The sequence below is a fragment of the Vibrio sp. SCSIO 43153 genome (genome assembly GCF_023716625.1).
In the GTDB taxonomy this organism is placed as follows: Bacteria; Pseudomonadota; Gammaproteobacteria; order Enterobacterales; family Vibrionaceae; genus Vibrio; species Vibrio rotiferianus.
This window is the reverse complement of record NZ_CP071855.1, coordinates 2978509-2993323: the sequence shown is the minus strand read 5'-3', so window position 1 is coordinate 2993323 and position 14815 is coordinate 2978509. Positions and strand designations below refer to the sequence as shown.

General features: G+C 48.1%; 2 protein-coding genes, 3 tRNA genes and 6 rRNA genes. 10 read left to right on the top strand and 1 reads right to left on the bottom strand.

Annotated elements, in window-relative coordinates:
* The first annotated feature begins 100 nt into the window (after window positions 1–100).
* The 9 genes from J4N37_RS14255 to J4N37_RS14215 all read left to right on the top strand — a co-directional run bounded on the left by J4N37_RS14255 (window position 101) and on the right by J4N37_RS14215 (window position 9000).
* Window positions 101–2990: ribosomal RNA gene (locus J4N37_RS14255) — 23S ribosomal RNA — on the top strand.
* An 87-nt stretch (window positions 2991–3077) separates the two neighbouring features.
* Window positions 3078–3194: ribosomal RNA gene (gene rrf / locus J4N37_RS14250) — 5S ribosomal RNA — on the top strand.
* A 315-nt stretch (window positions 3195–3509) separates the two neighbouring features.
* Window positions 3510–5061 (top strand): 16S ribosomal RNA (locus J4N37_RS14245).
* An 89-nt stretch (window positions 5062–5150) separates the two neighbouring features.
* Window positions 5151–5226: transfer RNA gene (locus tag J4N37_RS14240), tRNA-Glu, on the top strand.
* Between the two features lie 265 nt (window positions 5227–5491).
* Window positions 5492–8380: ribosomal RNA gene (locus J4N37_RS14235) — 23S ribosomal RNA — on the top strand.
* An 87-nt stretch (window positions 8381–8467) separates the two neighbouring features.
* A 5S ribosomal RNA gene (gene rrf, locus J4N37_RS14230) occupies window positions 8468–8584 on the top strand.
* Between the two features lie 97 nt (window positions 8585–8681).
* Window positions 8682–8757 (top strand) — tRNA-Thr (locus J4N37_RS14225).
* 18 nt (window positions 8758–8775) lie between these two features.
* Window positions 8776–8892 (top strand): 5S ribosomal RNA (rrf, locus tag J4N37_RS14220).
* The 16S, 23S and 5S rRNA genes sit together here with 3 tRNA genes alongside, the layout of an rRNA operon.
* Before the next feature lie 31 nt (window positions 8893–8923).
* A tRNA-Asp gene (locus J4N37_RS14215) sits at window positions 8924–9000 on the top strand.
* A 608-nt stretch (window positions 9001–9608) separates the two neighbouring features.
* On the opposite strand, the gene J4N37_RS14210 is transcribed toward J4N37_RS14215, so the two are convergent.
* Entirely contained in the window at window positions 9609–10931 is a 1323-nt protein-coding gene (locus J4N37_RS14210; protein WP_252041230.1) for a cation:proton antiporter, read from the bottom strand.
* 191 nt (window positions 10932–11122) lie between these two features.
* Between J4N37_RS14210 and metH the strand changes: the two genes are divergently transcribed.
* Window positions 11123–14803, top strand: coding sequence for a methionine synthase (gene metH / locus J4N37_RS14205; RefSeq protein WP_252041228.1), 3681 nt, complete (start codon window positions 11123–11125; stop codon window positions 14801–14803).
* Window positions 14804–14815 lie beyond the last annotated feature (12 nt).

Below are 14815 nucleotides of genomic sequence, written 5' to 3'. Positions count from 1 at the left end.
TTGGAATTTGAGTCCGGCAAAATCGAGTCTGCATCATGTATAAAAATTGCAGACAACTTTGGTGACTTGTTCATCAACTCGAAACTCCTTCGGGTTGTATGGTTAAGTGACTAAGCGTACACGGTGGATGCCTTGGCAGTCAGAGGCGATGAAGGACGTATTAACTTGCGATAAGCCCAGATTAGGTAGTAAAAACCATTTGAGTCTGGGATTTCCGAATGGGGAAACCCACTTGCATAAGCAAGTATCCTGTTGTGAATACATAGCAACAGGAGGCGAACCGGGGGAACTGAAACATCTAAGTACCCCGAGGAAAAGAAATCAACCGAGATTCCGAAAGTAGCGGCGAGCGAAATTGGACTAGCCCTTAAGCTTTATATGCGTTAGACGAACGGTCTGGAAAGTCCGGCGATACAGGGTGATAGCCCCGTAGTTGACAACGCACATTCAGTGAAATCGAGTAGGGCGGGACACGTGATATCCTGTCTGAATATGGGGGGACCATCCTCCAAGGCTAAATACTACTGACTGACCGATAGTGAACCAGTACCGTGAGGGAAAGGCGAAAAGAACCCCTGTGAGGGGAGTGAAATAGAACCTGAAACCGTGTACGTACAAGCAGTAGGAGCACCTTCGTGGTGTGACTGCGTACCTTTTGTATAATGGGTCAGCGACTTATATTCAGTGGCAAGGTTAACCATCTAGGGGAGCCGTAGGGAAACCGAGTCTTAACTGGGCGTTCAGTCTCTGGATATAGACCCGAAACCAGGTGATCTAGCCATGGGCAGGTTGAAGGTTGAGTAACATCAACTGGAGGACCGAACCGACTAATGTTGAAAAATTAGCGGATGACTTGTGGCTAGGGGTGAAAGGCCAATCAAACCTGGAGATAGCTGGTTCTCCCCGAAAGCTATTTAGGTAGCGCCTCGGACGAATACTACTGGGGGTAGAGCACTGTTAAGGCTAGGGGGTCATCCCGACTTACCAACCCTTTGCAAACTCCGAATACCAGTAAGTACTATCCGGGAGACACACGGCGGGTGCTAACGTCCGTCGTGGAGAGGGAAACAACCCAGACCGCCAGCTAAGGTCCCAAATTATAGCTAAGTGGGAAACGATGTGGGAAGGCTTAGACAGCTAGGATGTTGGCTTAGAAGCAGCCATCATTTAAAGAAAGCGTAATAGCTCACTAGTCGAGTCGGCCTGCGCGGAAGATGTAACGGGGCTAAGCTATAAACCGAAGCTGCGGCAATGAAGTTTACTTCATTGGGTAGGGGAGCGTTCTGTAAGCCGTTGAAGGTGTGTTGTAAAGCATGCTGGAGGTATCAGAAGTGCGAATGCTGACATGAGTAACGATAAAGGGGGTGAAAAACCTCCTCGCCGGAAGACCAAGGGTTCCTGTCCAACGTTAATCGGGGCAGGGTAAGTCGACCCCTAAGGCGAGGCCGAAAGGCGTAGTCGATGGGAAACGGGTTAATATTCCCGTACTTCTTACAATTGCGATGGGGGGACGGAGAAGGCTAGGTGGGCCTGGCGACGGTTGTCCAGGTTCAAGTGCGTAGGCTGAAGAGTTAGGTAAATCCGGCTCTTCTTAAGGCTGAGACACGACGTCGAGCTACTACGGTAGTGAAGTCATTGATGCCATGCTTCCAGGAAAAGCCTCTAAGCTTCAGATTGTAAGGAATCGTACCCCAAACCGACACAGGTGGTCGGGTAGAGAATACCAAGGCGCTTGAGAGAACTCGGGTGAAGGAACTAGGCAAAATGGTACCGTAACTTCGGGAGAAGGTACGCTCTCGACGGTGAAGTCCCTTGCGGATGGAGCTATTGAGAGTCGCAGATACCAGGTGGCTGCAACTGTTTATTAAAAACACAGCACTGTGCAAAATCGTAAGATGACGTATACGGTGTGACGCCTGCCCGGTGCCGGAAGGTTAATTGATGGGGTTAGACTTCGGTCGAAGCTCTTGATCGAAGCCCCGGTAAACGGCGGCCGTAACTATAACGGTCCTAAGGTAGCGAAATTCCTTGTCGGGTAAGTTCCGACCTGCACGAATGGCGTAATGATGGCCACGCTGTCTCCACCCGAGACTCAGTGAAATTGAAATCGCTGTGAAGATGCAGTGTACCCGCGGCTAGACGGAAAGACCCCGTGAACCTTTACTACAGCTTGGCACTGAACATTGACCCTACATGTGTAGGATAGGTGGGAGGCTTTGAAACCAGCACGCCAGTGTTGGTGGAGCCGTCCTTGAAATACCACCCTTGTAGTGTTGATGTTCTAACGTCGACCCCTTATCGGGGTTACGGACAGTGCCTGGTGGGTAGTTTGACTGGGGCGGTCTCCTCCCAAAGCGTAACGGAGGAGCACGAAGGTGGGCTAATCACGGTTGGACATCGTGAGGTTAGTGCAATGGCATAAGCCCGCTTGACTGCGAGAATGACAATTCGAGCAGGTGCGAAAGCAGGTCATAGTGATCCGGTGGTTCTGAATGGAAGGGCCATCGCTCAACGGATAAAAGGTACTCCGGGGATAACAGGCTGATACCGCCCAAGAGTTCATATCGACGGCGGTGTTTGGCACCTCGATGTCGGCTCATCACATCCTGGGGCTGAAGTCGGTCCCAAGGGTATGGCTGTTCGCCATTTAAAGTGGTACGCGAGCTGGGTTTAGAACGTCGTGAGACAGTTCGGTCCCTATCTGCCGTGGGCGTTGGAAGATTGAAGGGGGCTGCTCCTAGTACGAGAGGACCGGAGTGGACGAACCTCTGGTGTTCGGGTTGTGTCGCCAGACGCATTGCCCGGTAGCTAAGTTCGGAATCGATAACCGCTGAAAGCATCTAAGCGGGAAGCGAGCCCTGAGATGAGTCTTCCCTGATACTTTAAGTATCCTAAAGGGTTGTTCGAGACTAGAACGTTGATAGGCAGGGTGTGTAAGCGTTGTGAGGCGTTGAGCTAACCTGTACTAATTGCCCGTGAGGCTTAACCATACAACACCCAAGGGGTTTTGATGGACTCAATGTAAGAACATTGAATGTGTTAAGAACTGAAAACAGCTTTCCGAATTAAAGAATTTGCTTGGCGACCATAGCGATTTGGACCCACCTGATTTCCATTCCGAACTCAGAAGTGAAACGAATTAGCGCCGATGGTAGTGTGGGGCTTCCCCATGTGAGAGTAGGACATCGCCAGGCTTTATTTCGCACTTGCTTATTTAATAAGCAAGTCACCATAAAGTTCTAAATTATTTTAGAGTTTTATGTTGACTTTCAAAGTGGGAAGCGTATTATACGCACCTCGCTGAGACACTAACGTGTTGAAAGCCAAGCTCTTTAACAATATAGACCTATCAATCTGTGTGGGCACTCGTTGATGATAATCCAATTAGAAACTTCGGTTTCAAATTAGGTTTCAATGATACGAAGTGACCATTGAATCGAAAGATTCAGCACAGTCAATTCAAACATTACTTATGTAATGTTCAGTATTCATTGAGCCGACAAAATCTTAAATTGAAGAGTTTGATCATGGCTCAGATTGAACGCTGGCGGCAGGCCTAACACATGCAAGTCGAGCGGAAACGAGTTATCTGAACCTTCGGGGGACGATAACGGCGTCGAGCGGCGGACGGGTGAGTAATGCCTAGGAAATTGCCCTGATGTGGGGGATAACCATTGGAAACGATGGCTAATACCGCATAATGCCTACGGGCCAAAGAGGGGGACCTTCGGGCCTCTCGCGTCAGGATATGCCTAGGTGGGATTAGCTAGTTGGTGAGGTAATGGCTCACCAAGGCGACGATCCCTAGCTGGTCTGAGAGGATGATCAGCCACACTGGAACTGAGACACGGTCCAGACTCCTACGGGAGGCAGCAGTGGGGAATATTGCACAATGGGCGCAAGCCTGATGCAGCCATGCCGCGTGTGTGAAGAAGGCCTTCGGGTTGTAAAGCACTTTCAGTCGTGAGGAAGGTAGTGTAGTTAATAGCTGCATTATTTGACGTTAGCGACAGAAGAAGCACCGGCTAACTCCGTGCCAGCAGCCGCGGTAATACGGAGGGTGCGAGCGTTAATCGGAATTACTGGGCGTAAAGCGCATGCAGGTGGTTTGTTAAGTCAGATGTGAAAGCCCGGGGCTCAACCTCGGAATTGCATTTGAAACTGGCAGACTAGAGTACTGTAGAGGGGGGTAGAATTTCAGGTGTAGCGGTGAAATGCGTAGAGATCTGAAGGATACCGGTGGCGAAGGCGGCCCCCTGGACAGATACTGACACTCAGATGCGAAAGCGTGGGGAGCAAACAGGATTAGATACCCTGGTAGTCCACGCCGTAAACGATGTCTACTTGGAGGTTGTGGCCTTGAGCCGTGGCTTTCGGAGCTAACGCGTTAAGTAGACCGCCTGGGGAGTACGGTCGCAAGATTAAAACTCAAATGAATTGACGGGGGCCCGCACAAGCGGTGGAGCATGTGGTTTAATTCGATGCAACGCGAAGAACCTTACCTACTCTTGACATCCAGAGAACTTTCCAGAGATGGATTGGTGCCTTCGGGAACTCTGAGACAGGTGCTGCATGGCTGTCGTCAGCTCGTGTTGTGAAATGTTGGGTTAAGTCCCGCAACGAGCGCAACCCTTATCCTTGTTTGCCAGCGAGTAATGTCGGGAACTCCAGGGAGACTGCCGGTGATAAACCGGAGGAAGGTGGGGACGACGTCAAGTCATCATGGCCCTTACGAGTAGGGCTACACACGTGCTACAATGGCGCATACAGAGGGCAGCCAACTTGCGAGAGTGAGCGAATCCCAAAAAGTGCGTCGTAGTCCGGATCGGAGTCTGCAACTCGACTCCGTGAAGTCGGAATCGCTAGTAATCGTGGATCAGAATGCCACGGTGAATACGTTCCCGGGCCTTGTACACACCGCCCGTCACACCATGGGAGTGGGCTGCAAAAGAAGTAGGTAGTTTAACCTTCGGGAGGACGCTTACCACTTTGTGGTTCATGACTGGGGTGAAGTCGTAACAAGGTAGCGCTAGGGGAACCTGGCGCTGGATCACCTCCTTATACGATGATTACTCACGATGAGTGTCCACACAGATTGATACGGTTTATAAGTAAAAGAGACGAAGATATCCCAATATCTTCAATCCAGTGTCCCGTTCGTCTAGAGGCCTAGGACACCGCCCTTTCACGGCGGTAACAGGGGTTCGACTCCCCTACGGGATACCATTTTTAAACATTCTCTCTTGAGAGTTTTTAAAAATGGTTACTTCATTAGAAGTGATTAGCTCTTTAACAATTTGGAAAGCTGACAAATCAACAATTTATTGTTGATTGTAAAGTTCTCAATGTTTGTCTTTAAGACAAACACCAATACAACACATTCAAGTGTTCTTGGAATTTGAGTCCGGCAAAATCGAGTCTGCATCATGTATAAAAATTGCAGACAACTTTGGTGACTTGTTCATCAACTCGAAACTCCTTCGGGTTGTATGGTTAAGTGACTAAGCGTACACGGTGGATGCCTTGGCAGTCAGAGGCGATGAAGGACGTATTAACTTGCGATAAGCCCAGATTAGGTAGTAAAAACCATTTGAGTCTGGGATTTCCGAATGGGGAAACCCACTTGCATAAGCAAGTATCCTGTTGTGAATACATAGCAACAGGAGGCGAACCGGGGGAACTGAAACATCTAAGTACCCCGAGGAAAAGAAATCAACCGAGATTCCGAAAGTAGCGGCGAGCGAAATTGGACTAGCCCTTAAGCTTTATATGCGTTAGACGAACGGTCTGGAAAGTCCGGCGATACAGGGTGATAGCCCCGTAGTTGACAACGCACATTCAGTGAAATCGAGTAGGGCGGGACACGTGATATCCTGTCTGAATATGGGGGGACCATCCTCCAAGGCTAAATACTACTGACTGACCGATAGTGAACCAGTACCGTGAGGGAAAGGCGAAAAGAACCCCTGTGAGGGGAGTGAAATAGAACCTGAAACCGTGTACGTACAAGCAGTAGGAGCACCTTCGTGGTGTGACTGCGTACCTTTTGTATAATGGGTCAGCGACTTATATTCAGTGGCAAGGTTAACCATCTAGGGGAGCCGTAGGGAAACCGAGTCTTAACTGGGCGTTCAGTCTCTGGATATAGACCCGAAACCAGGTGATCTAGCCATGGGCAGGTTGAAGGTTGAGTAACATCAACTGGAGGACCGAACCGACTAATGTTGAAAAATTAGCGGATGACTTGTGGCTAGGGGTGAAAGGCCAATCAAACCTGGAGATAGCTGGTTCTCCCCGAAAGCTATTTAGGTAGCGCCTCGGACGAATACTACTGGGGGTAGAGCACTGTTAAGGCTAGGGGGTCATCCCGACTTACCAACCCTTTGCAAACTCCGAATACCAGTAAGTACTATCCGGGAGACACACGGCGGGTGCTAACGTCCGTCGTGGAGAGGGAAACAACCCAGACCGCCAGCTAAGGTCCCAAATTATAGCTAAGTGGGAAACGATGTGGGAAGGCTTAGACAGCTAGGATGTTGGCTTAGAAGCAGCCATCATTTAAAGAAAGCGTAATAGCTCACTAGTCGAGTCGGCCTGCGCGGAAGATGTAACGGGGCTAAGCTATAAACCGAAGCTGCGGCAATGAAGTTTACTTCATTGGGTAGGGGAGCGTTCTGTAAGCCGTTGAAGGTGAGTTGTAAAGCTTGCTGGAGGTATCAGAAGTGCGAATGCTGACATGAGTAACGATAAAGGGGGTGAAAAACCTCCTCGCCGGAAGACCAAGGGTTCCTGTCCAACGTTAATCGGGGCAGGGTAAGTCGACCCCTAAGGCGAGGCCGAAAGGCGTAGTCGATGGGAAACGGGTTAATATTCCCGTACTTCTTACAATTGCGATGGGGGGACGGAGAAGGCTAGGTGGGCCTGGCGACGGTTGTCCAGGTTCAAGTGCGTAGGCTGAGAGTTAGGTAAATCCGGCTCTTCTTAAGGCTGAGACACGACGTCGAGCTACTACGGTAGTGAAGTCATTGATGCCATGCTTCCAGGAAAAGCCTCTAAGCTTCAGATTGTAAGGAATCGTACCCCAAACCGACACAGGTGGTCGGGTAGAGAATACCAAGGCGCTTGAGAGAACTCGGGTGAAGGAACTAGGCAAAATGGTACCGTAACTTCGGGAGAAGGTACGCTCTCGACGGTGAAGTCCCTTGCGGATGGAGCTATTGAGAGTCGCAGATACCAGGTGGCTGCAACTGTTTATTAAAAACACAGCACTGTGCAAAATCGTAAGATGACGTATACGGTGTGACGCCTGCCCGGTGCCGGAAGGTTAATTGATGGGGTTAGACTTCGGTCGAAGCTCTTGATCGAAGCCCCGGTAAACGGCGGCCGTAACTATAACGGTCCTAAGGTAGCGAAATTCCTTGTCGGGTAAGTTCCGACCTGCACGAATGGCGTAATGATGGCCACGCTGTCTCCACCCGAGACTCAGTGAAATTGAAATCGCTGTGAAGATGCAGTGTACCCGCGGCTAGACGGAAAGACCCCGTGAACCTTTACTACAGCTTGGCACTGAACATTGACCCTACATGTGTAGGATAGGTGGGAGGCTTTGAAACCAGCACGCCAGTGTTGGTGGAGCCGTCCTTGAAATACCACCCTTGTAGTGTTGATGTTCTAACGTCGACCCCTTATCGGGGTTACGGACAGTGCCTGGTGGGTAGTTTGACTGGGGCGGTCTCCTCCCAAAGCGTAACGGAGGAGCACGAAGGTGGGCTAATCACGGTTGGACATCGTGAGGTTAGTGCAATGGCATAAGCCCGCTTGACTGCGAGAATGACAATTCGAGCAGGTGCGAAAGCAGGTCATAGTGATCCGGTGGTTCTGAATGGAAGGGCCATCGCTCAACGGATAAAAGGTACTCCGGGGATAACAGGCTGATACCGCCCAAGAGTTCATATCGACGGCGGTGTTTGGCACCTCGATGTCGGCTCATCACATCCTGGGGCTGAAGTCGGTCCCAAGGGTATGGCTGTTCGCCATTTAAAGTGGTACGCGAGCTGGGTTTAGAACGTCGTGAGACAGTTCGGTCCCTATCTGCCGTGGGCGTTGGAAGATTGAAGGGGGCTGCTCCTAGTACGAGAGGACCGGAGTGGACGAACCTCTGGTGTTCGGGTTGTGTCGCCAGACGCATTGCCCGGTAGCTAAGTTCGGAATCGATAACCGCTGAAAGCATCTAAGCGGGAAGCGAGCCCTGAGATGAGTCTTCCCTGATACTTTAAGTATCCTAAAGGGTTGTTCGAGACTAGAACGTTGATAGGCAGGGTGTGTAAGCGTTGTGAGGCGTTGAGCTAACCTGTACTAATTGCCCGTGAGGCTTAACCATACAACACCCAAGGGGTTTTGATGGACTCAATGTAAGAACATTGAATGTGTTAAGAACTGAAAACAGCTTTCCGAATTAAAGAATTTGCTTGGCGACCATAGCGATTTGGACCCACCTGATTTCCATTCCGAACTCAGAAGTGAAACGAATTAGCGCCGATGGTAGTGTGGGGCTTCCCCATGTGAGAGTAGGACATCGCCAGGCTTTAAATTTAGTTTTTACCTTTTTAAAGGTGAAGACACTAGTTAAGAGAGCCCGTTTGTAAAAACGGGCTTTTTTAGTCCTAAAGGGACATCTTGATGCTGATATAGCTCAGGTGGTAGAGCGCATCCTTGGTAAGGATGAGGTCCCCAGTTCGAGTCTGGGTATCAGCACCATTTATAATCAGAATTTTGCTTGGCGACCATAGCGCTTTGGACCCACCTGATTTCCATTCCGAACTCAGAAGTGAAACGAAGTAGCGTCGATGGTAGTGTGGGGCTTCCCCATGTGAGAGTAGAACATCGCCAGGTTCTTATTTAGACTTCAAAGTCTGACCAATGCGGAGCGGTAGTTCAGTTGGTTAGAATACCGGCCTGTCACGCCGGGGGTCGCGGGTTCGAGTCCCGTCCGCTCCGCCATTTATTCAGATGAAGCCCTAGCAGAAATGCTGGGGCTTTTTCGTATATGCACAAACTTGGTCTTCGACCAACGAGCCCCTTTTGTGTGCGGTCTAATTGAGTGGAAGCCAAGTTCTCCACCATTTATCTAAAAAGTCAGTCTTCGAACTGGCTTTCTTCGTTTTAAAGCAAAGCGAGGAGATGAGTCCTGCAAAAGTTTTGCCCGTTAACCGCAATCTCGGTCGTCTGCCACTTATTTAGGCAAAGCCTTAAGTTGTCTCTCGAAGTTATCCCTGTACACGTAAAGCTTCTCATCAACTGGGCAGACTTAGTTAGTGAGGCTATTTGTGTAAATCTAGCCGCTTCCTTCACTTCATCAGCTTAGCTTTGAATCGCTACCTTCGATAGGTAATGTACGATGTCTTTGATAACTTGTAATAAAAGTAGATACTCTTGTATTAATCTTATTGATTCTAATTAACCGCTACTGCACGTTTTTGGCTCAACTTGATATTTTCAAGTGGTGTTTAAAGCTCATATGTAATAAATCGAATTAAGCATAGGTTTTTCTTATGTAGACATAAAAAAGGCAGCCTATTGGCTGCCATAAAATCTGATGGGACAAGTGGTCACTCTTTAGATATTTCAGAATCTTTTGTTTTATTCGATTCTTCTTCAAGTAGTCGCTCTGCCGCCTTTGCTTTCTCTATCATAGGCGTGATTGTCGAACCTTGGACGAGAATAGAGAATACAACAACCGAGTAGGTCATAACTAATATGATCTCTTTTACATCAATTAGCTTGTCCGGAATCACCCAAAAACCAGATGGTATAGACAATGCCATTGCGAGTGCCAATCCACCCCTTAAGCCTCCCCAAGTAAGAATCTTGATAGACCAAGGATTATATTTTCGGTATCGCTTAAATCCGATATAGGAGATAAATACACTTAGGTATCGAGCTGCAAGTACTAATGGTACGGATATCGCCATCATGATCCAGTCTTCTTTATGGAACTCAAATAGCAGCATTGACATACCTATTAGTAGGAATAACACTCCATTTAAGAATTCATCGACAAGTTCCCAGAAGTGGTCTAGGTGATCTTCACTCTCTTTAGAAAAACCAATAAAGCGAGTCCAGTTACCAATCATGATGCCCGATACAACCATCGCAAGTGGACCTGATACATGTAGGTACTCTGCAAAAGCGTATCCAGCAGTTGGGATGCCAATGGTCAACAATAGCTCCATTGAATGATCATCAGTTGCACTGATCAAGTAGTGGAATAGTAGTCCTAGCGCAAAGCCGTAGACGATTCCTCCAATGGCTTCTTGGATAAATAGAAGAGTTACACTTCCTACGGTAGGAGCTTCCGTTCCAAAAGCAATAGTAAATAGAGTTACAAATATGACGAGGCCAAAGCCATCGTTGAATAGTGATTCCCCTTCAATTTGAGTTGAAATTCGTCTTGGAGCATCAAGTTTCTTAACAATCGCGAGCACGGCGATTGGGTCAGTAGGTGAAATAAGTGCGCCAAACAATAAACAATAAATCAGATCAAATTGGATACCGATCAGGCTGCAAAAGCCATAGAGAACAAAACCTATGAAAAAGGTCGAGAAGAGCGTTGCACCCAAGGCAAGAACCGTAATCTCCCATTTTTGATCTTTGAGATTTGGTAGCTTAATCCCCAAGCCTCCTGCAAAGAGGAGGAACCCCAATATCCCCTTGAGTAAAAAGTCTTCGAAGTTGATTTTCGTAACAGTCTCAGTAGCTATCTCTGTGAGATGAAACCAGTCATTTTGACCTGCTATCAAAATAAGGAGAGAAAGTACCATTGAACCGGCGGTAATAGCGATGGTAGTTTGCATTTTTCCTATCTTGCTGTTTACAAAGGCAATAATCATTGCTGCAGCAGATAAGAAGCATAAGGTATGGTAAACCGACATAGAGCTCTCTATTTGTAACAATTTATGAATGGAATTTTCGGACGATGTTGAGCAAATAGCAAACATTTTTTCGTGATATTACGGTAAGCAAGAATGGAGACAAAATAATCAGCAATTCGTATTTTAGACGTCTAGACTCCTTTAATTTGTGTGATAGGATGGAGAGATAACTAAAGGAATGAGGCTGTACTGTGGGAAGTAATGTAAGACAACAGATTGAAGCTCAATTAAAGCAACGTATCTTGCTGATCGATGGTGGTATGGGCACCATGATTCAGGGATATAAACTTGAAGAGCAAGACTATCGAGGAGAGCGCTTTGCGGATTGGCATTGTGATCTAAAAGGCAACAACGATGTGTTGGTGCTCACTCAGCCTCAATTGATTAAGGAAATTCACAGCGCTTACTTAGAAGCTGGCGCTGACATTCTTGAGACCAACACCTTTAACGCGACGACGATTGCGATGGCTGACTATGAGATGGAAAGCCTGAGTGAGGAAATCAACTTTGCCGCTGCAAAGCTTGCGCGTGAAGCCGCTGATGAGTGGACGGCAAAAACGCCAGAGCGCCCACGTTATGTTGCGGGTGTGCTTGGTCCAACAAACCGTACTTGTTCTATCTCCCCTGATGTAAACGATCCGGGCTATCGTAACGTCAGCTTCGATGAGCTTGTTGAAGCTTATTCAGAATCAACTCGAGCGCTGATAAAAGGTGGCTCTGATCTTGTTCTGATCGAGACTATCTTCGATACACTTAATGCTAAAGCTTGTGCCTTCGCGGTTGATAGCGTCTTCGAAGAACTAGGTATCGAGTTGCCAGTTATGATCTCTGGTACCATTACCGATGCTTCTGGACGCACCCTCTCAGGTCAAACTACGGAAGCCTTCTATAACTCTCTTCGTCATGTTAACCCGATTTCATTTGGTTTGAACTGTGCGCTTGGTCCTGACGAACTGCGCCCGTACGTAGAAGAGCTTTCTCGTATTTCTGAATCTTTTGTTTCTACTCACCCAAACGCGGGTCTACCGAACGCTTTTGGCGAGTATGACCTTTCGCCAGAAGATATGGCGGAACACGTTAAAGAGTGGGCAGAGAGCGGTTTCCTCAACCTAATTGGTGGTTGTTGTGGTACCACGCCAGAGCATATTCGCCATATGGCAATGGCAGTTGAAGGTGTGAAACCTCGTGATTTGCCTGAGCTTACGGTTGCATGTCGTTTATCCGGTCTTGAGCCTCTTACGATTGAAAAAGAGACGTTGTTTATCAACGTGGGTGAGCGTACTAACGTAACTGGTTCTGCTCGATTTAAACGTCTGATCAAAGAAGAACTCTATGATGAAGCGTTAGAGGTCGCCCGACAACAAGTTGAGAACGGCGCTCAGATCATCGACATCAACATGGATGAAGGCATGTTGGATGCAGAAGCCTGTATGGTTCGCTTCCTAAACCTATGCGCATCTGAGCCTGAGATCTCCAAAGTGCCTATCATGGTCGACTCTTCTAAATGGGAGGTTATCGAGGCGGGTCTGAAGTGTATTCAGGGCAAGGGCATCGTAAACTCCATCTCTTTGAAAGAAGGTAAAGAGAAGTTTGTTGAGCAAGCAAAACTGATTCGTCGATACGGTGCCGCAGTTATCGTTATGGCGTTTGACGAAGTTGGTCAGGCAGAAACACGTGAACGTAAGCTAGAAATCTGTACTAACGCTTACCGTATCTTGGTTGATGAAGTCGGCTTCCCACCAGAAGACATCATCTTTGACCCGAACATCTTTGCAGTTGCGACGGGTATCGAAGAGCACAACAACTACGCCGTGGATTTCATCGAAGCGGTTGCAGACATCAAGCGCGACTTACCTCACGCGATGATCTCTGGTGGTGTGTCTAACGTTTCCTTCTCATTCCGCGGTAATAACTACGTTCGTGAAGCGATTCATGCGGTGTTCCTATACCACTGTTTTAAAAACGGTATGGACATGGGCATCGTGAACGCGGGTCAGTTAGAAATTTACGATAACGTTCCTGATAAGTTACGTGAAGCAGTAGAAGATGTGGTTCTTAACCGCCGTGATGATTCGACCGAGCGACTACTTGATATCGCGGCAGAATACGCCGGCAAGGGGGTCGGCAAAGAAGAAGATGCTTCTGCACTAGAGTGGCGTACTTGGGCGGTAGAAAAACGTCTAGAGCATGCGCTGGTTAAAGGCATTACTGAGTTCATCGTTGAAGATACCGAAGAAGCTCGCCTTAATGCCTCTAAGCCACTTGAAGTCATTGAAGGCCCATTGATGGACGGCATGAACGTGGTTGGTGACTTATTTGGTGAAGGTAAGATGTTCCTTCCGCAGGTAGTGAAATCAGCGCGTGTTATGAAGCAGGCGGTAGCGCACTTAGAGCCTTTCATTAATAAAGAGAAGGAAGCCGGTTCTTCCAACGGTAAGATTTTGTTGGCTACGGTAAAAGGTGACGTTCACGATATCGGTAAAAACATTGTTGGCGTGGTTCTACAATGTAACAACTATGAGATCATCGACCTTGGCGTAATGGTGCCATGTGAGAAGATCCTCAAGGTAGCCAAAGAAGAAAACGTCGACATCATTGGTCTTTCTGGTTTGATTACTCCGTCCCTCGATGAAATGGTTCATGTCGCCAAAGAAATGGAGCGTCTTGACTTCGATCTTCCACTTCTGATTGGTGGTGCAACAACATCCAAAGCGCATACGGCGGTCAAGATTGAGCAGAACTACAAACATCCTGTGGTTTATGTCAATAACGCTTCTCGTGCGGTTGGTGTATGTACTTCATTACTTTCAGACGAACTTCATCCTGGCTTTGTTGAGAAACTGGACGTGGACTATGAACGCGTACGTGATCAGCATAACCGCAAGAAGCCGCGCACCAAGCCTGTTACTCTAGAAGAAGCACGAGCGAACAAAGTCGCGATTGATTGGGATAAGTACACGCCTCCTGCTCCTGTGAAGCCGGGCATTCATATCTTTGATGACTTTGAAGTGTCTACTTTGCGTAAGTACATCGACTGGACACCTTTCTTTATGACTTGGTCATTAGTCGGTAAATACCCAACAATCTTTGACCATGAAGAAGTGGGCGAAGAGGCGCAGCGCCTGTACAAAGACGCTAATGAGTTATTGGATCGTGTTGAGCGTGAAGGCTTACTCAAAGCGCGAGGTATGTGTGGTCTGTTCCCTGCTGCAAGCGTGGGTGATGATATCGAAGTCTACACCGACGAGTCGCGTACCGAAGTGGCGAAAGTGCTGCATAACTTGCGTCAGCAAACGGAGAAACCAAAAGGCTTCAACTACTGTCTGTCTGATTATGTTGCACCGAAAGAGTCTGGTAAGCGCGATTGGGTTGGTGCTTTTGCAGTAACTGGTGGTATCGGTGAGCGTGAACTTGCCGACGAATACAAAGCGCAAGGTGATGATTACAATGCCATCATGATTCAAGCGGTAGCGGACCGTCTGGCGGAAGCATTTGCTGAGTATCTACATGAGCGTGTGCGTAAAGAGATTTGGGGTTACGCTGCGGATGAAGCTCTGTCGAATGAAGACCTGATTCGTGAGAAATACCAAGGTATTCGTCCTGCTCCTGGCTACCCAGCATGTCCAGAGCATACTGAGAAAGGACCGCTTTGGGAGCTGATGAATGTTGAAGAAAACATTGGTATGTCATTGACATCGAGCTATGCGATGTACCCAGGTGCATCTGTATCGGGTTGGTACTTCTCGCATCCTGACTCTCGTTACTTTGCGATCGCTCAGATCCAAGAGGATCAGTTGCAAAGCTATGCTGATCGCAAAGGCTGGGATAGGATCGAAGCGGAAAAATGGTTAGGTCCCAACATTAACGGTTAACCAAACCAGATC

Bases quoted from the DNA above. Each gene is read 5' to 3' on its own strand.
- J4N37_RS14210 (WP_252041230.1), bottom strand. From the start codon at position 10,931: ATGTCGGTTTACCATACCTTATGCTTCTTATCTGCTGCAGCAATGATT.